The organism is Arthrobacter sp. B0316-1-20 (genome assembly GCF_059091865.1).
In genome coordinates, this window is sequence record NZ_JBNHHC010000005.1 from 170,473 (window position 1) to 197,158 (window position 26,686).

Here is a 26,686-nt window from a genome sequence, read left to right on the forward strand (position 1 = left end):
AGTGGCGCTAGCTGGTCAGGGATGCGGGCGTGGACCGCAAGCCGGTGGCGTTCATGAGGTACTGGCGGGCCGGTAAATCCGAACTGCAGCCGTTGCCACTAGCCTGTTCCTAGCGGTCCGCTGATCCAGTGGCCGGGACAAGGAGTTGGTATGGGGATTGTCAACGGCGAAGTGTCTTTTTGGTATGCCGACGGTGGGCTGCCCGCGCCCGGCCCGGCACTGGCGGAGAGCACGACGGCGGACGTCGCCGTGGTCGGCGCGGGCTACACCGGGTTGTGGACGGCTTACTACCTGAAACAGGCGCGTCCGGATCTTGACGTGGTGGTGCTGGAGAGCCGCTTCGCCGGCTTCGGCGCGTCGGGCCGCAACGGCGGCTGGCTGACCAACAGCATGACAGGCGGGCGCGAGGGCTACGCCGCCAGCCACGGACGCGAGCTGACCGGCCGGTTCCAGACGCTGCTGAACCAGACCGTGGATGAGGTCATCCGGGTGGCCGCCGCCGAAGGCATCGACGCGGACATGTACAAGGGCGGCGAACTGATCGTGGCCCGGAACCCGGCGCAGCTGCAGCGGCTGCAGGCGTGGGCCGCGGCGGAGTCGGTCTGGCCCGAGGCCGGCGCCCGCCTGTTGGACGCGACGGAGACCAGCCAGCGCATCCGGGTCGGCCGGGCAGTGGGTTCGCTGTTCCAGCCGCACTGCGCGCGGATCCATCCGGCTAAGCTGGTCCGCGGGCTGGCCGACGCCGTCCGGCGGATGGGAGTGCGGCTGTACGAAGAAACCACCGTCACCGACATCTTGCCGGGCCAGGCCCGCACTGACCGCGGAACCGTCCAGGCGCGGTATATCCTGCGCGCCACCGAAGGGTTCACCGCCGGGTTGAAATCGGCGCACCGGGACTGGCTGCCAATGAACTCGTCGTTGATTGTCACCGAACCGTTGCCGAGCGAGGTCTGGGCGGAGATCGGTTGGGATGAGGCCGAAGCCCTGGGCGACATGGCCCATGCCTACATGTACGCCCAGCGCACCGCGGACGGACGGATCGCGCTCGGCGGCCGCGGCGTGCCCTACCGCTACGGCTCAGCCCTGGACGCCGACGGCGCCACACAGTCGAAAACCGTTGCCCAGCTGGCAAGTATCCTGCACTCGATGTTCCCGGCCACCCGCGCCGCCCGCCTGGAACATGCTTGGTCCGGCGTGCTGGGCGTCCCGCGCGATTGGAAGGCCACGGTCGGCCTTGATCCGCGGACCGGGCTGGGCTGGGCCGGGGGTTATGTGGGCACCGGCGTCGCCGCCACCAACCTGGCCGCCCGCACCTTGCGCGACCTCATCGTGGACCCGGGCAGCGAGCTGGTGCGGATGCCCTGGGTGAACCGGAAGGTGCGCCGCTGGGAGGTGGAACCGCTGCGCTGGATCGCCGTGCAGGCCATGTACGCCGCCTACCACGCGGCCGACCGGGCCGAGGCCGGCGGGCTGCAATCCACCTCGCTGATTGCCCGGGTAGCCGACAAAGTTTCCGGGCGCGGCTGACCGCTCCGCTGCCATAATGACTCCATGGACGTTGACGGACAGGTGGAGCCGGAGGGTTTCTGGGCCATGGTGGCGGAGGGTGAACAGCGCATCCGGGAGACGTTCCCCGAGCTGCCCTGTTTCGCCCTCGCCGATTGGGACGGCCCCGTCATGGTGGGGGAATGGAATGAGGATAACGGCCCGCACGGGCTGCTGCACGGCGATCCTGGACTGGGCTTGCCCCATGCCCAGGTCCTGACCACCGTGCACGGGGTGAACCAGAGCATCCGAACGATGCGGCTGGGGGCGGGCCCGATGGTGTCGGACACGGACTCCTTCCGGCAGAAGCTCAACGAGCTGGAGCTCCAGGAGCCGCGGATGGTGGGCATCGCCGTCGACGGTCAGGAAGTGGAGTTTGCCTTCTGGCAGGACGGCGGCAAATGGTGGGCCGGAGCCGAGCGTGACGGCTACGGCATCATGATCGAAGCCGCCGGGCTCGACCCAGCCCGGGTGCAGCTGCGGCGGGTGGAGAACATCGAACCGTATCTGGACGCGCGGCGCGTCTGGCTGCGGCAGGTCCGCGGCGACATCTAACGCCAAAACCTAACAGAGACGGCGGGTGGCCGGCTCCCAGCCGGCCACCCGCCGCCTTCTCATCCCAAGGTCGGGCTCCCTCCCCTTGGGGGTTAGGGGGCTGGTCAGAGGTGGTTCATTCCCTCCACCAGCACGGAGCGCAGGATCTGTTCAATCTGGTCGAACTCGCGCTGGCCCACGGTCAGCGGCGGTGCCAGCTGGACCACAGGGTCGCCGCGGTCGTCGGCGCGGCAGTACAAGCCGGCGTCGAACAGTGCGTTGGACAGGTAACCGCGCAGCAGGTGCTCTGATTCTTCGTCGTTGAAGGTTTCCTTGGTGGCCTTGTCTTTGACCAGCTCGATTCCATAGAAGTAGCCCTCGCCCCGGACATCGCCAACGATCGGCAGGTCCAGCAGCTTCTCCAGTGTCCGGCGGAAGGCCGGGGCGTTCTCCTTGACGTGGTCGTTCAGGCCCTCGCGTTCGAAGATGTCCAGATTAGCCATGGCCACCGCGGCCGAGACCGGGTGCCCGCCGAAGGTGTAGCCGTGGTAGAACGTGGTGTCGCCGTGCTTGAACGGTTCGAACAGCCGGTCGGACGCGATCATGGCACCGATGGGGGAGTAGCCGCTGGTCATGCCCTTGGCGCAGGTGATCATGTCCGGCACGTAGTCGAAATCCGTGGAGGCGAACATCGACCCGATCCGGCCGAAGGCGCAGATGACTTCGTCGGAGACGAGCAGGACGTCGTATTCGTCGCAGATCTCACGCACCCGTTCGAAGTACCCGGGCGGCGGCGGGAAGCAGCCGCCGGAGTTCTGCACCGGCTCCAGGAACACCGCGGCCACGGTGTCGGGACCTTCGAACTCGATGGCTTCGCCGATCCGGTCGGCGGCCCAGCGGCCGAACGCCTTCGGGTCCTCCAGACCGGCCGGTGCGCGGTACTGGTTGGTGTTGGGGACCCGGAAGGCGCCCGGCACCAGGGGCTCGAAGGGTGCCTTCATATCCGGGATGCCGGTGATGGAAAGCGCACCCTGCGGCGTGCCGTGGTAGGCGACGGCGCGGGAGATCACCTTGGTCTTGTTGGGCTTGCCTTGGAGCTTGAAGTACTGCTTGGCCAGCTTCCAGGCCGATTCCACGGCTTCGCCGCCGCCGGTGGTGAAGAAGACACGGTTCAGGTCCCCGGGAGCATGGTGGGCGAGGCGTTCGGCCAGTTCAATGGCGGCCGGGTGAGCGTAGGACCACAACGGCATGAAGGCCAGTTCCTTGGCCTGCCGCGCGGCGGCCTGGGCCAGTTCCTCGCGGCCGTGGCCCACCTGGACCACGAAGAGTCCGGCGAGTCCGTCAATGTATTCGCGGCCCTGGTCGTCGTAGATGAGGTGGCCTTCGCCGCGGGTGATCACCGGCACGTTGCCTCCGGCGGCCAGCGGGGCGTGGCGGGCCATGTGCATCCACAAATGGTCGCGGGCGGCCTGCTGGCGGTCCGTTCCCATCGGCGTGGTGTAAGCCCGGCGCATCGGTGCGTCGGTGGTGGTTCCGGCCGGTGTGCCTTGGCCCGGAATGCTGGTGCTTGGCGATGCGGATGTTTGTGTCATCGGGTTCCCCAGTTGTATTCCTGCTTGCGCAGCGAGAGGTACATGAATGTTTCAGTGCTCAGGACGCCGGGAATGTCGCGGATCTGGTTGACCAGCCGCAGCAAATCCTGGTCGTTCTCGCAGATAACTTCGGCCAGGATGTCGAATGACCCGGCGGTGACCAGGCAGTAATCCACCTGGTCGAGTGCGGCGATCTTGTCAGACACCTCCAGCAGGTCGGCAGCGGTCTTGATGCCCAGCATGGCTTGCCGGGCGAAGCCCAACTGCAGCGGGTTGGTCACTGCAACGATCTGCACGATGCCGGCGTCGGTCAGCTTCTGCACGCGTTGCCGTACCGCCGCTTCCGAAAGGCCAATGGCCTTTCCGATCGCTGCGTAGGAGCGCCGGCCGTCTTCCTGTAATTGCTCGATGATGGCCTTGGAGACCTCGTCAACCGCAGCGCTGTGGGAGTTGCCGTTGTGGCCGTGCCCGGCGCTGGGGAGCAAGGTCAAGCGTATCCACCTCCTGTGAAACGGATCTCCGCCATCGGCGGGACTTCTTGCTATTGAATCCGTTGTCTGTGGCTTGCGCAAGTAGTGGATTCGAAAAAATATGCAGCTTTAGCTATCGAAATACAAACCCCTTGTGGTTACTATCTGTTGTGAAGCGGGTCACAGCTGTTTCCTGGTGCGGGCAGTCCGGTCCCGCGGTGCATACTTCGCGGGTGCATCGCGCTGGGACGGGGAAATCGCTACTCGGGGGGCGGGGCCCGCTTCGGATTCCGTCGTGTAACCAAATATTTACAACTGAAACTATTGTCGAGTCCTCCGGTGTCTGCGAGTATCAACGCACCAAGCGAGGTCCACTTTCCGACGACTGGGAGCATCAGATGCCGAAACGACTACCTGAAGACCCACGCCTGCGCGGCTTGATTGCCGCGCAGATGTCCCGCCGTAAGGTACTGATGGGCGCCGGAGGGCTGACTCTGGCCGGGCTGCTCGCTGCGTGCGGCACCGGCGGCACGGGCAGTTCGTCGAACACCAGCGCAGCGGGTGGGCTGACGCCGGCGCAGGACGTCTCGGACCAGGAAAAGGTAGTCAACTGGGCCAACTGGACCCTGTACCTGGACTACGACGACTCCAACCAGACGTACCCGTCACTCGAGGCCTTCAGCAAGCAGAGCGGCATCAAGGCCAGCTACTCCGAGGATATTGACGGCAACGACACCTACTTCGGCAAGGTCCAGGGTCAGCTCGCCGCCGGGCAGGACATTGGACAGGACATCATCACGCTGACCGACTGGATGGCTGCGCGCCTGATCCGGCTGGGTTACACCCAGGAACTGGACCACGCAAACATTCCAAATGCGGCCAATCTGCTCAAGGCCCTACAGGACGTGGACTTCGATCCCGGCCGGAAGAATTCCCTGACCTGGCAGTCCGGCTACGCCGGCATCGCCTGGAACAAGGAAGCTGTCCCGGGCGGCCTGAAGACCGTGAGCGACCTGTGGAAGCCGGAGCTCAAGGGACGCGTGGAAGTGCTGGACGAAATGCGCGACACGATGGGCCTGCTGATGATGGATAACGGCGTAGACATCTCCGGCAACTGGGGCGCGAACGAATACGACGCCGCGCTGGAGGTCCTGCAGAAGCAGATTTCCAGTGGCCAGATCCGGCAGGTCAAGGGCAACTCCTACAAGGAAGACCTGATTTCCGGCGATGCGCTCGCGGTGCTCTGCTGGTCCGGCGACATCACCCAGTTGAACTTCGAGGAAGGCGACAAATGGGAATTCGCCATTCCGGAAGGCGGCGGCACGCTGTGGTCTGACAATCTGATGGTGCCGATCGGATCGCCGCATAAAAAGAATGCGGAAGCCCTCATGGACTACTACTACGACCCGGTGAACGCAGCGACCGTCGCCGCCTACGTCAACTTCATCTGCCCGGTGGAGGGTGCCAAGGAGGCCATGGAGAAGATCGATCCGGAGCTGGTGGATAATCCGCTGATCTTCCCGACCGAGGAGGACCTGGCCAGCGTCAGCGTGTTCCGCAGCCTGGAAGCCGACGAGGAAACCGACTTCAGCGACCGGTTCCAGCAGACGATTGGCAACTGATGACTCAGGCACCCCTGCGGACAGAGAATGCCAGCGCCGCCGGCGAAGAGAGCGGAGCGGACCTGGTGCTGGCAGCCATCACCAAGCGGTTCGGCGACTTCGTCGCGGTGGAGGACCTTGACCTGACGATCCCGGCAGGGAAGTTTTTCGCCCTGCTCGGGCCCTCCGGTTGCGGCAAGACCACCACGCTGCGCATGGTAGCCGGGCTGGAACAGCCCACCTCCGGAACCATCAGCATTGGCGGCAAGGACATCAGCCGGTCCAGCGCCCATCAGCGCCCGGTCAACACGGTCTTCCAGAACTACGCGCTGTTCCCGCACATGAGCGTTCTGGACAACGTCTCCTTCGGGCTTCGGCGCCGCAAGGTCCGCGATGCCCGGGCCCAAGCCCAGGCGGCGCTGGAGCTGGTCGAGCTCTCGCACCTGGCCGCGCGCCGGCCGGCCCAGCTCTCCGGCGGACAGCAGCAGCGGGTGGCTTTGGCGCGCGCGATCGTCAACCACCCGGCCGTGCTGTTGCTGGATGAGCCGCTGGGTGCCCTGGACATGAAGCTGCGCCGGCAGATGCAGGTGGAACTGAAGAAGATCCAGACCGAGGTCGGCCTGACGTTTGTGCATGTCACGCACGACCAAGAGGAAGCCATGACCATGGCGGACACCGTGGCCGTGATGAATGCCGGCAAGGTGGAGCAGATGGGCGCCCCGCGCGAACTGTACGAACTGCCGCGCACCGTCTTCGTGGCGAACTTCCTGGGCAAGTCCAATCTGGTCGCCGGCGACATTGTGGAGGACCGCGGCGACGCCGTCGTCGTCAATGCCAACGGCAACAGGCTGGCCGTGCTCAAGGAGCGCGCCACCGTGCACCAGGGCAAGGCCCTGATCGGCATCCGGCCGGAAAAGCTGCGGATGATGTGGCCGCAGGACGCACCGGCAGATGCGGCCAACGTCCTGCACGGTACGGTACTGGACACCTCGTTTACCGGGGTCAGCACCGATTACCTGGTGGAGGTGCCAGGGATCGGTACCCTGGGCGTCTTCAGCCAGAACCACGGCCAGCAGCTGGCCCAGCCGGGCGACGGCGTGGCGCTCAGTTGGGACACCGAGCACGCCTTCGGGCTGGGCGGCGCCGATGACGCACAGTACGGGGCGCCCGAGGCTGACGACTGATGGGCGCCCAGACCACCACGGCGGACCAGACGCCGTCGCCGGACACGCGGCACGGCAGCGGCGGTCCCGGCAGCGGCGAGCTGAAGGCGGAGCGCCGCCGGGGGCGGATGGGTTACTGGCTGATCCTGCCGGGGTTCGTCTTCCTGCTGCTGTTCTTTGTGCTTCCCGTGTTCTCTCTGCTGGCGACGTCGCTCTATACGAAGCCGCCGGGAGCGGACATCGGCCAGTTTGTTCCGGCGCTGGAATTCAACAACTATGTGCGGATGCTGGGCAGCTACTGGCCGGAGCTGCTGCGTTCCTTCGGCTTCGCCCTGATCGCGACGGCAGCGGCGCTGGCCATCGGTTATCCGATGGCCTACCTGATTGCGGTCAGGCTGCGCAATCACGCCCTGCTGCGCGGCATCCTGCTGGTGCTGATCATCGCCCCGTTCTTCACCAGCTTCATCCTGCGCACGCAGGCCTGGAAGCAGATCCTCGCCGATGAGGGGCCGGTGGTTTCCGTGCTTCGCGCCTTCGCCCTGCTTCCCGACGACGGGCGGCTCACCGCCACTGCCTTCGCTGTGGTCTGCGGCCTGACCTACAACTTCCTGCCGTTCATGGCCCTGCCCATCTACGCGAACCTGGAACGGCTGGACATCCGCTTGATCGAGGCCGGAAACGATTTGTATGCCAGCGGCTTCACTACCTTCCGGACGGTGACGCTGCCGCTGTCGATGCCCGGCGTGATCGCCGGAACGCTGCTGACGTTCATTCCCGCCGCCGGCGACTACATTAACGCCGCACTGCTGGGCAACAACCGGGACACCACCATGATCGGCCAAGTCGTCGACTCCCGGTTCTTCCGGGTGGTGGACTATCCCGGGGCCTCGGCGCTGTCCTTCGTGTTGATGCTGGCGATCCTCGCCCTGGTCTTCATCTACGTCCGCCGCTTCGGCACCAAAGAACTGCTGTAAGGGGAAACACGGTGAAAAACTCCTTCGGCCGCTGGCTGGTTCCTGTGATCGGCGGACTGGCGTTCGTCTTCCTGCTGGTCCCGATCGCCTATGTCTTCGCGTTTTCCTTCAACAACGCCGGGCGCACCAATCTCACCTGGCGCGGTTTTACCTGGGACAACTGGCGCAATCCGTGCGGTGCTCCGGAAGTCTGTTCCGCGCTCGGCAACAGCCTGCAGGTCGGTGCCACGGCGACGCTGATCGCCGTCCTCCTCGGCACCGCCATCGCCATCGGGCTGGTGCGCTACCGTTTCCGGTTCAATGCCACCGCCAACATGTTGATCTTCCTGCCGCTGGCCACCCCGGAGGTTGTCCTCGGCGCCTCACTGCTGGCGCAATTCCTCAATGTGGGTGCAGAACTGGGCAAGGGAACCATCATCATTGCGCACACCGTTTTCTGCATTTCGTTCGTGGTGGTGACGGTCAAGGCGCGCGTGGCCAGCCTTGACCCGAAGCTGGAGGAAGCAGCGGCCGACCTGTATGCCTCGCCGATGCAGGCTTTCTGGCGGGTGACCTTCCCGCTGCTGCTGCCGGGCATCGTGGCGGCGGGCCTGCTGAGCTTCGCGATCAGCTTCGACGATTTCATCATCACCAACTTCAACTCCGGCAACGTGGACACCTTCCCGAAGTTCATCTACGTGGCCGCCACCCGCGGCATTCCTGCGCAGGCCAATGTGATCGGTTCGGCGATGTTCATCATCGCGCTGCTGATCGTGATCGGCGGCCAGGTCCTGGCACACCGCCGCCGCAAAATGCTGGCCGCTCGCTGACGCCCCGTCCCCGGCATGCTGCCGGCCCGTTGAGAGGAGCACTTCATGATCGATCGGAACCGGCTGGCTGAGCTGTTCGACCGCGAGCGGCGGGACTTCGAAGCCAAGCACCCCCAGTCCAAAGCACTGTACGACGGCGCAGCCCACCTCTTCGGCAAAGTCCCGATGACGTGGATGAACAAGAAGGCGGGCGGCTTCCCGCTGTATGTGGAACGGGCGCGCGGTTGCCGGGTGTGGGACGTGGACGGCCTCGAGTACATCGATTTCGCGCTGGGGGACACCGGCGCGATGGCCGGACATTCTCCGCAGCCCACCGTCGACGCGATCATCCGGCGGGCCGCCGACGACGGCGGGCTGGCGACGATGCTGCCCACAGCCGATGCAGAGTGGGTGGGGGCCGAGCTGGCGCGGCGGTTCGGCGTGGAACGCTGGAGCTTCGCGCTCACCGCCACGGACGCCAACCGCTGGGCCATCCGGTTGGTCCGGGCGCTGACCGGCCGGGGCAAGATCCTGTTCAATCCGTACTGCTACCACGGGTCGGTGGACGAGTCGCTGATCGTGGCCGGTCCGGACGGCGAGGGGATGAGCCGCCCCGGCAATGTGGGGGCGCCGGTAGATGTGACGGAGACCAGCCGGGTGGCGGAGTTCAACGATCTCGCTGCGCTGGATCGGCAGCTTGCCCACGGCGACGTGGCCGCGGTGCTGATGGAGCCCGCACTGACCAACATCGGCATCGTGCTGCCCGAACCGGGCTACCTGCAGGGGGTGCGGGAGCTGACCCGCCGGCACGGGACGCTGCTGATCATCGACGAGACGCATACTTTCTCCGCCGGCCCCGGCGGGGCAACGGCGGCGTGGGGGCTGGAACCGGACATCGTGGTGATCGGAAAATCCATTGGCGGCGGCATTCCGTGCGGTGCCTATGGACTCAGCGCCGAACTGGCGGAGCGGGCGCTGAGCCGGACCGACTTGGACCTGGTGGACATGGGCGGCGTCGGCGGCACCCTGGCCGGAAACCCGTTGTCCGTGGCAGCCATGCGCGCCACGCTGGAGCACGTCCTGACGGACCAGGCCTTCGAATCGATGATCGGCCGTGCCACCGAATTCGCCGCCGGCATCCAGAGGGTGATCGACACGTATTCGCTGCCCTGGTCGGTTTCCCAACTGGGCGCCCGTGCCGAATATCGATTCGCCAACCCGGCGCCCCGGAACGGCACCGATTCGGCGGCCGGCCATGACGGCGAGCTGGAAGACTTCCTGCACCTGTATCTGGCCAACCGCGGGATCCTGCTGACGCCGTTCCACAACATGGCGCTGATGTGCCCGCAGACGACCAGTGCCGACGTGGCACGCCATCACGAAATTTTCGAAGAAGCTATCCGGGAGCTGACCGGCCGCTGACGACGCACCGACCCGACGGGCGGCTTGGGACAATGGCTGCATGACGATCGCTAAATCCGCCATCCTGTTTGTCCTGGCCGCCGTTGCCGAGATCGGCGGAGCGTGGCTGGTGTGGCAGGCCGTGCGCGAGGACCGGGCCTGGTGGTTCGCCGGCCTGGGCGTGATGGCACTGGGCCTTTACGGGTTCATTGCCGCGCAGCAGCCGGATGCCAACTTCGGCCGGGTGCTGGCCGCCTACGGCGGCGTGTTCATCGCGGGGTCGCTGGCCTGGGCCATGCTGCTGGACGGGTTCCAGCCGGACCGCTGGGACTACATCGGGGCCGGAATCGCGCTCGCCGGCGTCGCGGTCATCATGTACGCCCCGCGTAGCGGCAGCTAACGGGCTGCGCTTGCCGGCGGACTGCGCCCGCCCGGCCAATTGATGCACCGGACCGCAACCGAAGCCGTTCTTTGTTAATCTGTTCCGGTGACATTTACAAAGCGGTTTGTGGCTCTGGGGGATTCGTTCACTGAAGGGGTAGGGGACTACGACCCCACGTTGCCAAACGGGGTTCGCGGCTGGGCCGACCGGGTGGCCGAGCAGCTCATGCTGGCCGATTCCGGCTGGGGCTACGCCAACCTGGCCGTCCGGGGCAAGAAGATCGCCCAAGTGATGGACGCACAGGTGGACGCCGCCGTCGCGCTCAAGCCGACCCTGGTTACCCTCTACGCCGGCGGCAACGACATCCTGCGCCCGCGGGTAAACATCGACGCGCTGATGGCCAGCTATGAGGCCGGCGTCGGCAGGCTGGCTGCCACCGGCGCCGACGTCGTGCTGTTCACTGGCTTTGACAGCGTCGCCTCGGCAGTTTTCGGCAAGACCCGGGGCCGCACCGCCATCTACAACGAATGGGTGCGGGAGATTGCCGACCTGCACGGAGCGAAGATCGTTGACTACTGGCGGATGCGCGATTTCCGCGACTGGCGCTACTGGGACGCCGACCGGCTGCACATGTCCACCGCGGGCCACACCCTGATGGCCAAAAAAGTGCTCGAGGTGCTGCAAGCGGAGGACGTAATCGATCTGCCGACGCTGCCGGATCTGGCGGTGCTGTCCCGCCGCGCTGCCATGGTGGCCAACGTCCGCTGGGCGCGCGAGTACTTGGGCCCGTGGCTAGGGCGGCGGCTGCGCGGCACATCCTCCGGTGATTCGCTCACGCCAAAGTATCCCCAGCTGACCGGGCTGCACGCCACCGCCTGACCAACGCCAAACGGGCCGGCCTCAGCCAAACGGGCCGGACAAAGATCCCGGCCGGCTGCTGAGGGTTGGCTGTCCTGTCTGGAAGCTTGGCGTCCGGAGTGCTTGGCTTGGACCATGGACGCAGATGCCCGGATCCAGCCAGCGGACCAACCGGAGTTCCACGACGATGAACCGCACGACGTCGTCGGTCTCGCCGCCCGCCTGAACTGGCTGCGCGCCGGTGTTCTCGGCGCCAACGACGGAATTGTTTCAGTTGCCGCGCTCATGGTGGGCGTCGCCGGCGCCACCAGCGACTTCGGAGCCCTGCTGACGGCCGGACTTGCAGCGGTAATCGGCGGCGCCACCTCCATGGCCCTGGGCGAGTATGTCTCCGTTTCCAGTTCCAGCGACAGCCAGAAAGCGCTGATCGCCAAGGAAAAACGGGAACTGCAGGAACAGCCCGAGGAAGAGCTTGCCGAGCTGGCCGCGCTCTACCAAGAACGCGGGCTGACGCCGGGCACGGCCAGGCAGGTGGCCAAGGAGTTGACCGCACACGATGCGCTGGCAGCCCACCTGCACGCGGAACTGAACATGCAGGACGACGACCTGGTCAGCCCGTGGCATGCAGCCTTCGCCTCCGCAATAGCCTTCCTCCTCGGTGCCGCCTTGCCCATGCTGGCCATGCTGCTGCCGCCGGCAGACCTGCGGATCCCGATCACCTTCGCCGCCGTTCTGGTGTCACTCGCCGCGACCGGGGCGACCGGCGCCTGGCTGGGCGGCGCCAAGGTCTTTCGGGCGGCTTGCCGGGTGGTTATCGGCGGCGCGCTGGCACTGATCGCCACCCTGCTGATCGGCACCTGGTTGGGCGGCACTGGGGTGGTCTAAAGCCGCAGCGCCGGCCGCGGCCCGGACAGGCACCCCAGCCCCGCCGCACGGCCCCGGCAACCCTTAGGAACAACGGTTGAAGGATCAAGTTTTGTGGCAGAATGGAGGCATGACTTCTGCACGCTGGCTCGACCCCGAAGAACGCCAGGCCTGGCTGGCTTTGCTGGCGGTGTCCACCCTGTTGCCGGGCACGCTTGACGCCCCGCTGTACCGGGAAGGCAAACTGACCCTGTTTGACTACCACGTCCTGGCCATGCTGTCCGAGGCCCCGGACCGCTCGCTGCCGATGAGCGAGCTGGCTTCGCGGACCTATTCCTCGCTGTCCAGGCTCTCGCATGTGGTCAAGAAGCTCCAGGGTCGTGGCTGGGTCGAGCGGGCCCAGTGCGCCGAGGACGCGCGGGTCACCATGGCGCTGCTGACGGAGCCGGGGATGCAGGCGATTCAGTCCCTGGCGCCGGGGCACGTCGAAGCGGTGCGGCAAGCGGTTTTCGACGGACTGGACCGCCGGGATGTGCAGGACCTGGAGCGGATCGGCAAGAAGATCGTGCAGCAGTTGGAGCCCAGCAGCTGGGTGCTGCGCGAGCCCCGACTGAACGCCTGAGGCGCGCCGTCGCCGCCGAGGGGGCGGTGGCCGTCGTTGGTTTGATCGAAACGTCTGCTGCCCCTAAGATGGGAAGGCGTTAAGTCACGCAACATCGGCACCCCTTGCCCAGGCACGCGGTGCGGGAGTTGTGTGGCGTCCGTGTTTACCTAGAAATAAGGATCGCGGATAGGCCGTTCTTCCCTCGGGAAGAGGTGGTTTATCTGCACCTGACTTCACCGTCTTCCCCGCGGCGAGGCACTTCGGCTGGATCTCACCCCGCCAGGTTCACCTCCGGAAAGTCGCAGTAATAACGGTGTCACAACTGGTGGCGGGCGCTCTTACACGCAGATTCGCAGGCAGCTTTACGGCGTCTCTGCGTCAGGTCCGTCATATTTACTACAACTGGAGGAGAGATCATGGCAGCACACTGCCAGGTGACCGGAGCCGAGCCCGGCTTTGGCCACAGCATTTCGCACTCGCACCGCCGCAACAAGCGCCGGTTCGACCCGAACATTCAGAAGAAGCGCTACTGGGTTCCGTCCCTGCGCCGGAATGTCACGCTGCAGGTTTCGGCCCGCGGCATCAAGACCATCGACGTCCGCGGCATTGACGCAGTCGTCGCCGAGCTCCTCGCGAAGGGTGTGAAGCTCTAGTGGCAAAGGACAAGGACGTACGTCCGATCATCAAGCTGAAGTCCACCGCTGGCACCGGCTTCACCTACGTGACCCGGAAGAACCGTCGTAACGACCCGGACCGCATTGTCCTGAAGAAGTACGACCCGGTGATCCGCAAGCACGTTGAATTCCGAGAGGAGCGCTAAACATGGCCAAGAAGTCCAAGATTGCTCGCAATGAGCAGCGCAAGGTCGTTGTCGAGCGTTACGCCGCGAAGCGTGCCGAGCTGAAGAAGACCCTGGTCGACGTCAACGCGACCGACGAGGCCCGTGAAGAGGCCCGCCTGGGCCTGCAGAAGCTGCCGCGCAACGCTTCTCCGGTCCGCGTCCGCAACCGCGACCAGATCGACGGCCGCCCCCGCGGCACGCTCCAGAAGTTCGGCATCTCGCGCGTGCGTTTCCGCACCATGGCGCACAACGGCGAACTGCCGGGCATCAAGAAGTCCAGCTGGTAAAAACCCGCTGGCTTCACCATGAAGCTGCTTGAAGGGCGGCGGTCCCAGTCCGGGACCGCCGCCCTTCTGTCTGCCCGGAAGGCGCCGTCCAGCACTCCTCGCGTGCCCGCCCGCATCCTGGCGAGACCCCTTCAGAATGACGACGGCGGTGCCCGCCGTTACGGGGAATGGCGCCCTCGGCACGACGCGCGGAGGGCGCACATCATATGCTCTGGGCGGAAAAAGCGAGCCGTCTGGGGCAGAATCGGCTCAGAATCCGGGTAATTCGCTAAAAATTCCGCCAGATTCCGCGGATTTTGCCGGATCTGGGCGGCCAAGCTGGTAAGTTTTCGCTCAGTAGCTTTCCGCAGCCGCGGAAGCTCTGAACAAACCAAAGCAGTCCAGGAGGACAAAAATTGGCTATCAACCGCAGTGAACTTGTTGCAGCTGTTGCAGAGAAGGCTGGCACCAGCCAGACCGCAGTGAACGGTGTCCTGGACGCTGTCTTCGACATCTTCGCAACCTCCGTCTCCAAGGGCGAGAAGATCACCATCCCGGGCTGGCTGGCAGTCGAGCGCACCGACCGTGCTGCCCGCACCGGCCGCAACCCGCAGACCGGCGAATCCATCCAGATTCCGGCCGGCCACAGCGTCAAGCTGACCGCTGGTTCCAAGCTGAAGGCTGCTGTCTCCAAGAAGTAGTCCTCACCCTTACTTCCGCAGGACCGTCACCGGCAACCGGTGGCGGTCCTGCGGTTTAACCCCTTGGCTTCTACGGGCGGTAAAATAAGGGGCGGATGTGCGCCGCATGGTGCCGGATCCGAAGACTTATCAGGACGGGAGGACTGAGGGCATGGTCCAGCGGGAAGGTCGGCTGTTGCGCGGCTGGCTGGGAGCTGCCGTGGCCACCTCCCTCGCCGCGCTCTCGCATCTGGCCGGTGGTGGTCACGTCCCCGCGCCGGCCGTGTGGCTCCTGGCGCTTGCCCTCGCCGGGCTGGTCTGCGTCGGCTTAGCCGGCAAGTCACTGTCCTGGACACGATTGCTGGCGGCAGTGGGCATCAGCCAAGCCATCTACCACGTGCTGTTCCAGCTGGGCCACGCGGCGCCTGCGGATCTCCCGACGGCGGCCGGCCATGCGGGCCATCATTTGGCACTGCTGCCGGCCGGATCGCTGGTCCCCGGAGTGTCTGTCCAGACGGCCACGGCCGCGAATCCCGCCATGCTGGCTGCCCATCTGGCTGCTGCTGCGGCTACCGTGCTGCTACTGCGCCGGGGCGAGCATGCTGCGGCCGCGCTGGCCGGAACAGTGGCCCTCGCTCATCCCCGCAGGTTGAGCAGTTGGCGCCCGATTCCCAGGCCTCGGCTGGCCGCCCCGGTGAAGCTGCTGGTCCAGCCCTTCGCGGCCTTGGGAGTGCCACTGCTGGTCTTGCGGCACCGGGGGCCGCCGTTGCGTCACGCTTTCTGACCCGCGCACTGCGCCCCCCTGACGAAAGAACGTGATGAACCACCCTTTGAACATCCCTGCCCCGGTCCGCATCAGTACCGATGAGTCTTCGGTCTCCCGGCGGCGCCGGGAGGAACGCCTCCGCGCTGCGCGGCAAGCGACGGCCCGCCGGCTCCTCGCCTCTGCCCTGATCGCCATGTTGCTCTGGCTGGCCTTGGCGCTGGCGGTTGCCCGTCCCGCCGCGGCCCACGACGAACTGATCGGCTCGACACCTGAGAACGGTGCCGTCCTGGACACTGCGCCGACAGAAGTCACGCTTAAGTTCAGCGCCAACGTGATGGACATCGGCGCCACCACCCAGGTGCTGGACGGTGAGGGTACCGATTGGGCCGCTGGCGCGCCGGTGCTGAGCGGCAGCGAGGTCAGCATTCCGCTGCGGGACGGCATGCCGGACGGTGACTACCAGTTGGGTTGGCGGGTGGTTTCCAGTGACGGCCATCCAATCGAGGGCAACCTGAAGTTCTCGATAGCAGCCGGGAGCCCTGCAGCGTCAACCGCCGCCGACGGGGCCGGCAACGCGTCGGCGGCTGCCGGACAAGAAGTTGGTCCCAGCAACCTCGGACTCTTCGTCGCGCTAGGGGCCGGCGCGTTGGCCATCGCCGCTGGCTTGGCCGCCTTCGTGATCAGCAAGCGGGGCGGGGGCAAGGAGGGTCGTGGCTGAGCGGTTGGCTCCACCAGCTAAACCGCGTGCTGCGGCGATCACTGCGGACGGGGTCGGCAGGGGATGGGTCCTGGCCGGAGCCATTGTCCTGGTCCTGGCCCTGGTTGCCGCCCTGCTCTATTCCGGGGCTGCCGCCGCCCGGCAACTGTCCGATCCGGGTGCCCTGACCCGGTGGGCGCTGCCGGTGGCCAAGGCAGCCAACAACACGGCACTGGCTGCGGTGATCGCCTCGCTGCTTTTCGCCGTCGGGATCTTGCCCAAGCAGTTGCGTCCCAACCGCAGGCCCGGCAGGGGCGACGACGGGCCCGAGCACCCGGCGTTCACGGCCGCGCTGAGACTGGCCGCGGTGGCGGCAGTGGTCTGGACGCTGGCGGCGATGGCCGTACTGGTCTTCAGCTTCTCCGACATCGCCGGCCTGCCGGTCAGCGGGGATGCCAGCTACACCGCCGGATTCGTGGGATTCATGACGGATATCGGCACCGGCCAGGCATGGCTTTCCATCACCATCGTGGCCGCCATCGTCGCCACGCTCATCTTAGGGCTCCGCTCGCTTCCGGGGCTCGGTATGACGCTCGCGCTGGCGACGATCGGCGGACTGCTGCCGATGGCCCTGATCGGGCACTCCGCCGGCGGCGACGACCACTACGGCGCGGTTAACTCGATCGGCCTGCACCTGCTGGGCGCCTGCCTGTGGGTGGGCGGCATCATTGTGCTTGCGGTCATTTCCGAAACGCTGGGCACCAAGGACATCACCGGCCAAGTGCTGCGCCGCTACTCCTCGCTGGCGCTGATCAGCTTCTTCCTGGTCTTCTTCTCCGGCATCATCAACGCGTCGATCCGGATCACTTCGCTGGACCAGCTCTCCAGCCCCTACGGCGTGCTGGTGGTGATCAAGGCCCTCGCCACGCTGCTGCTGGGGGCGATCGGCTTGATGCACCGGCAGTGGATCATCCCCGAGTTGGGCACCAAGTCCGGCAAGCGGGTCCTGTGGCAGCTCATCACGGTGGAACTGCTGATCATGGCGGCGGTGTTTGGGATTGCCACGGCCTTGGGGCGCACAGCGCCGCCCACGCCGGAAGAACTGCCGGTGGACGCCTCCCCGGCGCGCATTCTGACCGGCTACGACCTTCCGCCCGAACTCGTCAGCGGTAGTTGGCTCACGGTCTGGCGCTGGGACTGGCTGTGGGTCACGTTCGCCTTGGTGGCCGGTATTGCCTACCTTGTGGCCGCCGTCAGGCTGCACCGCCGCGGCGACCGCTGGCCGGTGGCACGGACCGTCAGTTGGATGGTGGGCTTGCTGGCGCTCACGTACGTCACCTCCGGGGCCCCGGCCGTCTACGGGATGGTGCTCTTCAGCGCGCACATGCTCGACCACATGGCGCTGACCATGGTGGTGCCGCTGTTCCTGGTCCTGGGCTCGCCGATCACGCTGGCGCTGAAGGCGCTGCCGCCCCGACGGGACGGGAGCATGGGCCTGCGCGAATGGATCCTCTGGCTGGTGCAATCGAAATACTCGCAGATCGTCACACACCCGCTCTTTGCCGCCGCGAACTTTGCCGGCTCGATCATCATCTTCTATTACTCGCCGCTGTTCCGGTTTGCCTTGGATGAACACACCGGCCACGAGCTGATGAACCTGCACTTCCTGCTGACCGGCTATCTGTTCATCCTCACGATGATCGGCCAGGACCCGCTGCCGCGGCGGGCCCCGTATCCCATGCGGTTGTTGATCCTCTTCGCCACCATGGCCTTCCACGCCTTCTTCGGCGTGGCCCTGACCAGCTCGACGGCCCTGATCCAGGCCTCCTGGTTCGGCAGCATGGGCCGGGACTGGGGCCTGTCGGCCATGGAAGACCAGCAAGTCGGCGGCGCCATCATGTGGGGCGTCGGCGAAATCCCCACCCTCTGCGTCGCCGTCGGAGTGGCGATCATGTGGTCGCGCTCGGATGCCCGGGAAACAAAGCGTAAAGATCGTTCAGCCGAGAGGAATAACGACGCCGAGCTGGCAGCTTATAACGATATGTTTGCCGAGATGGCCCGGCAGGACGCACGCATTGTCCCGCCCGGGGCCGTCAGGCCGGCGGCCGGCCACCGCGCGCCAGCTGGCAACCAGCACGTACCGAAAACCACCAACGGGCAGGAGCCCGCTCCGGACCCGATAACGCCGGCCGGAGCCAAGGAGAATCCAGATGACTGAGGCAGCCGAGACCATCCGCACGAGTTACCGGGTCCGGGGCTCCGATCTTGTGGGCCGCAACTGGCTCAACACCGGCGGCAAGCAGCTGGGATTGGAAGACCTGCGCGGCAAAATCGTGCTGTTGGATTTTTGGACTTTTTGCTGCATCAACTGCCTGCACGTGCTGGACGAGCTGCGGCCGCTGGAAGCGAAGTACAAGGACGTGCTGGTCACGGTCGGTGTGCATTCGCCCAAGTTCGAGCATGAAGCCGACCCGGTGGCGCTGGCCGCGGCCGTGGAGCGCTACGAGATCCAGCATCCGGTTCTGGACGACCCGGAGCTCGACACCTGGCAGGCCTACGCCGCCCGGGCATGGCCGACGCTGGTGGTGATTGACCCGGAGGGCTACATCGTGGCGCACCTGTCCGGCGAAGGACACGCCGGCGGCCTGGATTCGCTGGTCAAGGAACTGGTGGCCGAGCACGAGGCCAAGGGCACGCTGCACCGCGGCGACGGCCCCTACGTTCCCGCGGAAAGCACCGCCGGCGACCTGCGCTTCCCCGGCAAGGTCATACCGCTGCCGGACGGCGTGGGGTCCGAGGGCGGCTCCTTCCTAATAACCGATACCGGTCACCACCGGCTGGTGGAGCTCGCGGCTGACCTGTCCACGGTGCTCGCGACCTACGGCTCCGGCGAGAAGGGCTGGCAGGACGGAGCTGCCGGCGAGGCCAAGTTCAACGAACCCCAGGGCCTGGCCCTGCTGCCGGAGGAGATCCGCACGCAGGCGGGTTACGACGTCGTGATTGCAGACTCCGTGAACCATCGGCTGCGCGGTCTGTCGCTGGCCACCGGCGAGGTGACCACTGTGGCAGGCAACGGGGTGCAGCGCCTGCTGGATGCCGACACGCAGCGGACTGCTCCGGGGATGGCGCAGGCGGGTCCCGGATCCGTCGCAGACGAAGCTCCGGCCGGCGAAGCGCTGGAAGAAGAACTTGCCGAAGCCATCGCAGCCAGCTGGGCCCAGTTGGCAGCCGATCCGCTGGCTGTCTCGCTCAGTTCGCCCTGGGATGTCTACTGGTCGGAGCAGTTGAACGCTGTGGTGATCGCGATGGCCGGCGTGCACCAGATCTTCACGTTGGACCCGCTCTCCGGCCAGGTGGCCATCCTGGCCGGTACCGGGCTGGAAGGCCTGCAGGACGGCGACGCCACCGTGGCGTGGTTTGCCCAGTCGTCCGGCCTCGCCGGTGACGCGGCCGGCAACATCTGGGTTGCGGATTCGGAAACGTCGGCGCTGCGCAAGATCTCCTTTGTGGACGTCAACGGCGAAAACCGGGTGCAGGTGTCCACCGCCATCGGCGCCGGCCTCTTCGACTTTGGCTTCCGCGACGGCGCGGCCGCCGAGGCGCGGCTGCAGCATCCTTTGGGCGTGGCGGTCCTGCCGGACGGCTCCGTGGCGGTGGCCGACACCTACAACGGGGCGGTGCGCCGCTACGATCCGGCCAGCGAGACCGTCTCCACGCTGGCGCGGGGGCTGGCCGAGCCGTCCGATGTGCTGCTGGATACCTCGGCCGTGGCTGACGGCGGCGAACCGCTGCTGCTGGTGGTCGAGGCGAACAAGCACCAGCTCATCCGGCTGCCCATCCCCAAGGAAGCGCTGACCGTGGACGAGGGGGCCTCGCAGACGCAGCGGCCCAAGACCGAGGTGTCGGCCGGTCCGCTGGCGCTCACCGTCCGCTTCGCCGCTCCCAAGGGCCAGAAGCTGGACGACCGCTGGGGCGATCCCACCCAGTTGAAGATCTCCTCCTCACCGGAGAACCTGTTGGTCTCCGGCGGCGGCACCTCGGTGGGCCTGCTCCGCGAACTGGTGCTGTCCGACGAAGTCACCGAGGGCGTTCTGCACATCACCGCCCGGGCGGCGGCGTGCGACGGCGAGCCCGGCGGCGAGATCCCGGACCACGCCGCCTGCCACCTGTACCAGCAGGACTGGGGCATCCCGGTAGTCATCGGCTCGGGGACAGGGGAGCTGACGCTGGACCTGCGCGGGCTGGACTAAACCGGCCGCGCAACCCATCAAACGACGGAGGCGGCACCCGTCCGCCTCCGTTGTTGCTGTGGTGGGCCGAGCTGTTAGTACTCCACCACGGGGGTGAGGGTCACATTTTTGTCATTAACGGACAGCTGGCCGGTGAAACGGAACCTTTGCTCCAGTTCGCGTTTCACAGACGCGCCGGTGAACAAGTCAATCTCCACCACGTGCAGCTTCGCCACTCCGCTCAACGGGCTGAGTACCCAGCTGCCCTTGAACGGCTCCACCTTGACCTCGGGATACTTCACGATCGACCAGTCGATGGTGTTGTCCTGGACCCGGTCCATGGAGGCGCTGAACGGACAGCCGGAGGGCTGCAGAACGCGCTGCTCCGCACACGAGTCCAGGAATGCGTTGACCTGGCCGCTCAGGTCGTCCACCAGCTTGGGCGTGGCGGCGGTTGCCAGCGAAAGCCGGGCGTCTTGGGCGTTCTGCGGGCCGGTCAGTACGGACTCGACCACCGGTGCGGCGAAGTAATCGCTGGCGTAGTGGGCCTCGAAGCTGCCGGGGTAGAACACGGCGAAGGAATTCTTGCCCTCCGGCAGAGCCACCCGGGTGCCGTTCAGCGAGGCTTCGTTTTCATTGACCACGTCCACGCTGATGGTGGGCAGTGTGCTGGGCACGAACGACCACTGGTTGAAAAAGAGCCACGTGGTGCCGGTCTTCTCCAAGGCGAAGGTGGTGCTGTGGGCGACGCCGTCAACCGTGTAGCTGACCGTCTGGTCCACCCTGTTGTCGCCCGCCGGAACCGGATCCTGGATTTCCAGGTTTGCCAGCGTGTCCACCGAGGCCTTGAGCGCGGCGCCGTCGAGCATGGCGGCGTTGGCATCGGGCACGGTGGCGTGCAGCAGACCGAGCGCGGTCCCGCCGTCGCCGTCTTCCAAGGCGTTGAAGTAGGCCTTGACCTGGTGCTGCGGGCTGAACACGAAGGCATTGACCAGCACAATAGTCAGCGCGGCAGCGGCCACGGCAAGCATCAGGCACAGCAGCCACGTGGCCACGGTCCTCAGTACTTTCGAATTTCCCACCAACCCTACGTTACCCGCTGGCGGGACGTTCCCCCGGATCGGCAAGAGGCGGGTTACAGCGCCGGCGACGGCGGTGCGCCTGCTACCAGCGCCGGCGCCGCCGCCTGGTTCCGAACAGGCCCCGCACCAGTTCACGGCCCAGGACCGAGACGGTTTGCAAGGCAAAATCCTTCACGGCGTCGTTGTCTGCACTGCCCTGCGGCGGTGTTTCCGTCCGGGACGGCGGCGTATGGCGCGGCCCGGGCTGCCGCGGGGACGGGCTGTCCGGTGCCGGCGGGGCCAGGCCTGGCGGGACGGGTGGACGGGCGGCCGAGGATGGTTTCTTCGATCCGGCGGGCCTCGGCGTCGATGTCTGCCGGGGTCGGTGGGGCGGTTGACGGCGTAGGCGAGCCGTCCGCCGTCGTGCTGGCCGCAGGACTGCCGGATCCCGCGCTGCCCGATTCGGAGGCGGCGGGAACCGGAGCACCGGAGAGTTTCTCGAACGCCGAGCGGCTGTCCACCACCGGCCCGTAGACCGGCATCAACGAGGAGCCGGCCACAATGGCCTGCACGGTGGCGGCCGGGGAGGGGCCCATGGTGGAGCCGGGGGAGCAGAGCCGGGTCCAGGCCACCGGCGTGGGGGCGCCTTGCTCATTCATCACCGTCACCACCGCTTCGCCGATCCCCGCGCTGGTCAGCACTTCCTCCAGGTCGTAGTCGCTGACCGGGAAGGTGGAGACGGTGGACTTCAGTGCCTTGGCGTCCTCGGGAGTGAAGGCGCGGAGCGCGTGCTGCACGCGGTTGGCCAGCTGGCCCAGCACATCCGCCGGAACATCGCGGGGTGTCTGGGTCACAAAGAAGATCCCCACGCCTTTGGATCGGATCAGCCGCACCGTGGTGGCGATGGACTGCAGGAACGCTTTGGACGCGTCGCGGAAGAGCAGATGCGCCTCGTCCAGGAAGAACACTAGCTTGGGCTGTTCCGCGTCCCCCACCTCCGGCAGTTCCGCGAACAGGTCGGCGATCAACCACATCATGAAGGTGGAGAACAGCAGCGGCCGCTGCTGCAGCGAGGACAGCTCCAGGCAGGAGATGATGCCGCGGCCGTCACCGGCGGTACGCAGCAGCTCAGCGGTGTCGAACTCGGTCTCGCCGAAGAACGTGGCCATGCCCTGGGCCTCCAGGGACACCAGTTCGCGCAGGATCACCCCGGCAGTGGCCTTGGAGAGACCGCCCAGATTCTCGAGGGCCTCTTTGCCCTCGGCGGAAACCAGGAACTGGATGACGGCGCGCAGGTCGGCCAAATTGTAGAGTTCCAGGTCGTTCTGGTCCGCATAGTAGAAGACCAGTTGCAGGCTGGATTCCTGCGTCTCGTTCAGTTCCATCACCCGGGACAGCAGCAGCGGGCCGAAATCGGAGATCCGAGCGCGGACGGGGACACCGGTGCCGTCACCGCCCAGCGAGTAATACTCCACCGGATAGGCGCTCGGCTTCCAATCCTGCCCGACGGCAGCCGTCCGCTCAGCGAGCTTGGCGCTCCCCGCGGACGGAGTGGACAGACCGGTCAGGTCGCCCTTGATATCCGCCAGGAACACGGGGACACCGTGCGCCGAAAGCTGTTCGGCGATGACCTGAAGCGTGATCGTCTTGCCCGTGCCGGTGGCGCCGGAGATCAATCCGTGCCGGTTCATCATGGACAGCGGCAGCCGGACCGCTGCCTCCGGCTGCACCTGGCCGTCCACCAGCGCTGCGCCCAGATGGATGGCCTGCCCGTTGAAGCTGTAGCCCTGCCGGATTGCTGCCGCATGTTCTGCCGGAGTCCGCACCATGGCAGAAGCGTAGACCACGCAGGGTGTCAGCCAAAGAGCCGGCTGCGGCGGTCTCTGCCATAATCAGCGCATGGAACTGGTACCAGAGGACCTCAAACATCTGCGCCGCTGCGTGGAACTGGCACGTGAAGCCTTGAACGACGGCGACGAACCGTTCGGCTCGGTGCTGGTCGATGCCGGCGGCAACGTGTTGTTCGAGGACCGCAACCGGGTCAAGGGCGGGGACCAGACCCGGCATCCGGAGTTCGAGATTGCCCGCTGGGCGGCCAGCAACCTCGTCCCCGAAGAACGCCTCACCGCGACCGTTTACACCTCCGGGGAGCACTGTCCGATGTGTTCGGCGGCGCACGCCTGGGTAGGACTGGGCCGGATCGTCTATGCCGCGTCGTCGGAACAGCTGGTCGGCTGGCTGGCGGAATGGGGCATCGGAGCGGCGCCGGTGGCCGCGTTGCCGATCCAGATGGTGGCCCCGGGGATTGAGGTCGGCGGTCCGTCACCGGAGCTGGCGGACGAGGTCCGCGGGCTGCACCAGCAGTTCCACCGGCGCTGAACGGCCAGCCGGCCGGAAACTTTACGCGGGGAGGCTACTTCACCGCGTACGGCGGGCGCATCAGCCCGTCGTCCACGGACTCCGCCGGGTCGGAGCCCAGCTCAACGATCTTGTTGCCCGCGTCCACGTGCACCACGGAGGGAACGAAGGACCGCGCCTCGGCGTCGGTCATGTCCGCGTAGGTGATCAGGATGACCAGGTCGCCTACATGCATCAGATGCGCGGCCGCCCCGTTGATGCCGACGACGCCTGAACCGCGTTCACCGGCGATAGCGTAGGTCTCCAGCCGGGCGCCGTTGGTGACATCCACAATGGACACCAGCTCGCCGGGAAGGATGTCGGCAGCGTCCAGCAGGTCAAGGTCCACGGTTACGGACCCGACGTAATGCAGATCGGCGTGCGTCACCGTCGCACGGTGGATCTTGGACTTGAACATTTTGCGCATCATCGGGTCCTAGTTTAGTCTCCCGTCGGCAACCGGTGAAACGGATCCGCTTCTGGTCTGCCCGAAGCGCCGCGACTAGGGTGGAGCCACCGGGAGGCGGCGATGTGATCCATCGAAGCAGGAGGCGTCCATGAGTTCGGATATCGGCAAGAATCGGTACGACGACGGCGGTCCCCGGCCGGCCGCCGATGCTCCGGCAGGAGCCGAGGAGCCTTTGGAACCTGGACCCGCGCCTACGGAGGCAGCTGCCCCGCCCACCCAGGCCATGCCAGCTGCCACCCAAACAGCTCCTGCGCCCACCCAGGCAGTACCCGCCGCGGACCTCGAGCCCCCGCCCACAACTGCCTTCGACCGCCCGCCCACCGCGGACAGCCTGGACCCGGATGCCCGCGAGCAGTTTATGGATTCGGACGCGGACCGGCCGATCGCCGCAGAACGGACCTACAGCGACACCAGCGCCTATCGGCCTGAAGCCGCCCTCGACGCGGAGTCACTGTACCTGAGGGAACACAATGCCTACGGCGGGATCAGGTTGGGCTCGGCCTTCTTCGGCTGGCTGACCGCAGCGGCCTTGGTTGTGCTGATCACGTCGGCGGTTGTCGGCGTCGCCGCGGCCTTCGGGATGGCCAATGAGACCGAAGTGCGCGGCTGGGCGGACAACTTGAACGAAGGCAACGGCGCGACAGCCCTCACCGCAGCGGTGGCGGTTGCCGTCATCGTCTTACTGGCCTATTTCGGCGGCGGCTATGTGGCAGGCCGGATGGCACGGTTCGACGGCATCAGGCAGGGACTGACGGTATGGCTTTGGGGCCTCGTCATGTCGGTCGTTGCAGGACTGATCGGTTTGACCGTCGGCGGCTTCCGCTTGCTGACCGGCCCGGTCGTGCCTGTCATTGAGCGGCCCCTCCAAGAGCTGACTTTTCCGGCGCTGATCACACTGGCAGTAGTGCTGTTGGCCAGTCTGGCCGGGGCCCTTCTAGGCGGCGCCGCCGGCATGCGCTACCACCGGGCAGTTGACCGATCCGGCTTCGAACCCGACGAGGACTTCGAGTAGCACTCTCCACCGACGGCAGCAGGGCAAAGAGAAGCACCCCGGCCCATCGGCCGGGGTGCGCGTGGAGCGGGCGACGGGAATCGAACCCGCGTATCGAGCTTGGGAAGCTAGCGCTCTACCATTGAGCTACGCCCGCACAGGAGCCGGCGTGGAAGCCGGATCCGGTAAATCAATGAAACAGAGTTTACCCCAGGTCAGCGAGGAGCCGGAATTCAGGCCGGCTGGCCTGCCGTGGCGGCTTCCCGCTCGCGGGCTTCGCTGATTTCTTCGGCCCGGGCAGCATTGGCTTCTTGGGTCAGAGCTGCCCCGGCTTCGGCATCACGAGTCAGGTTTTCCCCGGTTTCAGGATCGAACAGGTGCATCTTGCGGGTATCCAGCCAGAGTTCGGCCGAGCGCCCGCCGCGGATCCGGCTTGCGGCGTCCAGCGTCACCACGATCTGCGGACGCAATTCGTCCGCGTCCATGTCCCTGGCCAGCGAATTCAGCAGGTCGCGGACCTCCGGATCCGGGTCGAAGTCCATGTAGCCGTACTGTTCGTTGCCGAGCCACTCGGTGTGGGTCAGTTCGGCCGTGAACGTGGAACCCATGTCCTTCTTGTGCTCTTCCACCAGCGAAGCATCTTCGAAGAATTCCGGCCGCAGGCCCACCAGAACTATTTTCTTGCCCGCGGCGGCTCTGGCCTTGTCTTCAGAGACCGGGATGTTTCCGATGGGGGTCCTGAGGGCGTCGCCCTCCAAGGTGGCCGGCAGGAAATTCATCGACGGAGATCCGATAAAGCCCGCCACGAACAGGTTGATCGGCTGCTCGTACAGTTCACGCGGGGAAGCAATCTGCTGCAGCACCCCCTTCTTCAGGACTGCCACCCGGTCACCCAGGGTCATGGCCTCGGTCTGGTCGTGCGTGACGTAGACGCTGGTGACACCGAGCCGGCGTTGCATCTGTGAAATTTCCGACCGCATCTGGCCGCGCAGCTTGGCATCCAAGTTGGAAAGCGGCTCGTCGAACAAGAATGCATCGGCTTGCCGGACGATCGCCCGCCCCATGGCCACGCGCTGTCGCTGGCCGCCGGAGAGATTGCCCGGTTTGCGCTCCAGGTGATCGGTCAGCTCCAAGGTCTTGGCGGCGTCGGTGACGAGCTTCCGGATCTCGTCGTCGGTGTGCTTGCCCTTGGCCAACCTCAGCGGGAAGGCGATGTTCTCAAACACGGTCAGGTGCGGGTAGAGGGCGTAGTTCTGGAAGACCATGGCCAGGTTCCGGTCCCGGGGCGCCTTCTCGTTGACGCGCTTACCATCGATCAGCAAGTCACCCGAGGTGATGTCCTCGAGCCCCACGATCATGCGCAGCAGGGTTGATTTGCCGCAGCCGGAGGGGCCCACCAGGATGATGAATTCGCCGTCCTCGATGTCGATGCTGACGTCGTTGACTGCGGGGAAGCCGTCGCCATACTGCTTGACGAGGTTCTGCAACGTGATCGATGCCATGGGATGTCCTT

27 protein-coding genes and 1 tRNA gene are annotated in these 26,686 nt (G+C 66.1%); 21 read left to right on the forward strand and 7 right to left on the reverse strand.

Translation table 11 applies throughout. The features are described from left to right. The first annotated feature begins 150 nt into the window (after positions 1-150). The gene (locus AC5RW2_RS10310; protein ID WP_493962475.1) at positions 151-1,527 is read left to right on the forward strand and encodes an NAD(P)/FAD-dependent oxidoreductase; all 1,377 of its coding nucleotides are present in this window, start codon (positions 151-153) and stop codon (positions 1,525-1,527) included. A 24-nt stretch (positions 1,528-1,551) separates the two neighbouring features. Continuing rightward, complete coding sequence (locus AC5RW2_RS10315; protein ID WP_493962474.1) at positions 1,552-2,100, forward strand: hypothetical protein; 549 nt, start codon at positions 1,552-1,554, stop codon at positions 2,098-2,100. 104 nt (positions 2,101-2,204) lie between these two features. Here AC5RW2_RS10315 and AC5RW2_RS10320 read toward each other — a convergent pair whose 3' ends face one another. Next, positions 2,205-3,593 carry an aspartate aminotransferase family protein gene (locus AC5RW2_RS10320; protein ID WP_493962799.1) on the reverse strand — a complete coding sequence of 463 codons (1,389 nt, stop codon included), beginning with the start codon at positions 3,591-3,593 and terminating at the stop codon, positions 2,205-2,207. 74 nt (positions 3,594-3,667) lie between these two features. Continuing rightward, positions 3,668-4,162 (reverse strand): Lrp/AsnC family transcriptional regulator, encoded by a 495-nt coding sequence (locus tag AC5RW2_RS10325; RefSeq protein WP_493949205.1) that lies wholly within the window; start codon positions 4,160-4,162, stop codon positions 3,668-3,670. 377 nt (positions 4,163-4,539) lie between these two features. On the opposite strand from AC5RW2_RS10325, the gene AC5RW2_RS10330 reads away from it, so the two are divergent. The 17 genes from AC5RW2_RS10330 (at position 4,540) to AC5RW2_RS10410 (ending at position 20,276) form a co-directional block, all read left to right on the forward strand. After that, complete coding sequence (locus tag AC5RW2_RS10330) at positions 4,540-5,763, forward strand: ABC transporter substrate-binding protein (protein WP_493962473.1); 1,224 nt, start codon at positions 4,540-4,542, stop codon at positions 5,761-5,763. Next, positions 5,763-6,926 (forward strand): ABC transporter ATP-binding protein, encoded by a 1,164-nt coding sequence (locus AC5RW2_RS10335; RefSeq protein ID WP_493949207.1) that lies wholly within the window; start codon positions 5,763-5,765, stop codon positions 6,924-6,926. The genes AC5RW2_RS10330 and AC5RW2_RS10335 overlap by 1 nt, the downstream gene beginning before the upstream one ends. Then, a complete protein-coding gene (locus AC5RW2_RS10340; RefSeq protein ID WP_493962472.1) occupies positions 6,926-7,879 on the forward strand; it encodes an ABC transporter permease in 954 nt (317 codons plus the stop codon). Before AC5RW2_RS10335 ends, AC5RW2_RS10340 begins: the two co-directional genes overlap by 1 nt. Positions 7,880-7,890: 11 nt before the next feature. Then, positions 7,891-8,688 carry an ABC transporter permease gene (locus tag AC5RW2_RS10345; protein ID WP_493962471.1) on the forward strand — a complete coding sequence of 266 codons (798 nt, stop codon included), beginning with the start codon at positions 7,891-7,893 and terminating at the stop codon, positions 8,686-8,688. Between the two features lie 45 nt (positions 8,689-8,733). Continuing rightward, positions 8,734-10,089 (forward strand): transaminase, encoded by a 1,356-nt coding sequence (locus AC5RW2_RS10350; protein WP_493962470.1) that lies wholly within the window; start codon positions 8,734-8,736, stop codon positions 10,087-10,089. A 40-nt stretch (positions 10,090-10,129) separates the two neighbouring features. Continuing rightward, complete coding sequence (locus tag AC5RW2_RS10355) at positions 10,130-10,468, forward strand: YnfA family protein (protein WP_136785727.1); 339 nt, start codon at positions 10,130-10,132, stop codon at positions 10,466-10,468. Positions 10,469-10,555: 87 nt separating this feature from the next. After that, complete coding sequence (locus tag AC5RW2_RS10360) at positions 10,556-11,329, forward strand: SGNH/GDSL hydrolase family protein (RefSeq protein ID WP_493962469.1); 774 nt, start codon at positions 10,556-10,558, stop codon at positions 11,327-11,329. Positions 11,330-11,443: 114 nt separating this feature from the next. After that, entirely contained in the window at positions 11,444-12,193 is a 750-nt protein-coding gene (locus tag AC5RW2_RS10365) for a VIT1/CCC1 transporter family protein (protein WP_493962468.1), read from the forward strand. 109 nt (positions 12,194-12,302) lie between these two features. Next, positions 12,303-12,794, forward strand: a complete 492-nt coding sequence (locus tag AC5RW2_RS10370; RefSeq protein WP_493962467.1) for a MarR family winged helix-turn-helix transcriptional regulator — start codon at positions 12,303-12,305, stop codon at positions 12,792-12,794. Between the two features lie 398 nt (positions 12,795-13,192). Then, positions 13,193-13,429: a 50S ribosomal protein L28 gene (gene rpmB / locus AC5RW2_RS10375; protein WP_136785732.1), complete on the forward strand. Its 237-nt coding sequence runs from the start codon at positions 13,193-13,195 to the stop codon at positions 13,427-13,429. Next, positions 13,429-13,596, forward strand: a complete 168-nt coding sequence (gene rpmG / locus AC5RW2_RS10380) for a 50S ribosomal protein L33 (RefSeq protein WP_127512989.1) — start codon at positions 13,429-13,431, stop codon at positions 13,594-13,596. Before rpmB ends, rpmG begins: the two co-directional genes overlap by 1 nt. A 2-nt stretch (positions 13,597-13,598) precedes the next feature. Continuing rightward, positions 13,599-13,904, forward strand: a complete 306-nt coding sequence (gene rpsN / locus AC5RW2_RS10385; RefSeq protein WP_493939214.1) for a 30S ribosomal protein S14 — start codon at positions 13,599-13,601, stop codon at positions 13,902-13,904. Positions 13,905-14,299: 395 nt separating this feature from the next. Next, on the forward strand, positions 14,300-14,584 hold the full coding sequence (locus AC5RW2_RS10390) for an HU family DNA-binding protein (protein WP_127512987.1): 285 nt from the start codon (positions 14,300-14,302) through the stop codon (positions 14,582-14,584). A 151-nt stretch (positions 14,585-14,735) separates the two neighbouring features. Beyond that, positions 14,736-15,347: a hypothetical protein gene (locus tag AC5RW2_RS10395; RefSeq protein WP_494073905.1), complete on the forward strand. Its 612-nt coding sequence runs from the start codon at positions 14,736-14,738 to the stop codon at positions 15,345-15,347. A gap of 34 nt (positions 15,348-15,381) precedes the next feature. Then, positions 15,382-16,047 carry a copper resistance CopC family protein gene (locus tag AC5RW2_RS10400; RefSeq protein WP_493962465.1) on the forward strand — a complete coding sequence of 222 codons (666 nt, stop codon included), beginning with the start codon at positions 15,382-15,384 and terminating at the stop codon, positions 16,045-16,047. After that, entirely contained in the window at positions 16,040-18,244 is a 2,205-nt protein-coding gene (locus AC5RW2_RS10405) for a bifunctional copper resistance protein CopD/cytochrome c oxidase assembly protein (protein ID WP_493962464.1), read from the forward strand. Before AC5RW2_RS10400 ends, AC5RW2_RS10405 begins: the two co-directional genes overlap by 8 nt. After that, a complete protein-coding gene (locus AC5RW2_RS10410) occupies positions 18,237-20,276 on the forward strand; it encodes an NHL domain-containing thioredoxin family protein (RefSeq protein WP_493962463.1) in 2,040 nt (679 codons plus the stop codon). Before AC5RW2_RS10405 ends, AC5RW2_RS10410 begins: the two co-directional genes overlap by 8 nt. A 74-nt stretch (positions 20,277-20,350) precedes the next feature. Here the strand turns inward: AC5RW2_RS10410 and AC5RW2_RS10415 are convergent, their stop codons facing one another. Beyond that, positions 20,351-21,337 carry a hypothetical protein gene (locus AC5RW2_RS10415; RefSeq protein ID WP_493962462.1) on the reverse strand — a complete coding sequence of 329 codons (987 nt, stop codon included), beginning with the start codon at positions 21,335-21,337 and terminating at the stop codon, positions 20,351-20,353. A 131-nt stretch (positions 21,338-21,468) separates the two neighbouring features. Further along, positions 21,469-23,145, reverse strand: a complete 1,677-nt coding sequence (locus tag AC5RW2_RS10420) for a helicase HerA-like domain-containing protein (RefSeq protein WP_493962461.1) — start codon at positions 23,143-23,145, stop codon at positions 21,469-21,471. A 70-nt stretch (positions 23,146-23,215) separates the two neighbouring features. Between AC5RW2_RS10420 and AC5RW2_RS10425 the strand changes: the two genes are divergently transcribed. Beyond that, positions 23,216-23,695, forward strand: coding sequence for a nucleoside deaminase (locus tag AC5RW2_RS10425; RefSeq protein ID WP_493962460.1), 480 nt, complete (start codon positions 23,216-23,218; stop codon positions 23,693-23,695). Between the two features lie 34 nt (positions 23,696-23,729). Here the strand turns inward: AC5RW2_RS10425 and panD are convergent, their stop codons facing one another. Continuing rightward, on the reverse strand, positions 23,730-24,143 hold the full coding sequence (gene panD, locus AC5RW2_RS10430; RefSeq protein WP_493962459.1) for an aspartate 1-decarboxylase: 414 nt from the start codon (positions 24,141-24,143) through the stop codon (positions 23,730-23,732). Positions 24,144-24,270: 127 nt separating this feature from the next. Here panD and AC5RW2_RS10435 point away from each other — a divergent pair, with 127 nt between their 5' ends. Continuing rightward, positions 24,271-25,194, forward strand: a complete 924-nt coding sequence (locus AC5RW2_RS10435; protein ID WP_493962458.1) for a hypothetical protein — start codon at positions 24,271-24,273, stop codon at positions 25,192-25,194. 62 nt (positions 25,195-25,256) lie between these two features. Here AC5RW2_RS10435 and AC5RW2_RS10440 read toward each other — a convergent pair. Next, positions 25,257-25,330: transfer RNA gene (locus AC5RW2_RS10440), tRNA-Gly, on the reverse strand. Positions 25,331-25,406: 76 nt separating this feature from the next. Continuing rightward, the gene (locus AC5RW2_RS10445) at positions 25,407-26,675 is read right to left on the reverse strand and encodes an ABC transporter ATP-binding protein (RefSeq protein WP_493962457.1); all 1,269 of its coding nucleotides are present in this window, start codon (positions 26,673-26,675) and stop codon (positions 25,407-25,409) included. Positions 26,676-26,686: the final 11 nt, after the last annotated feature.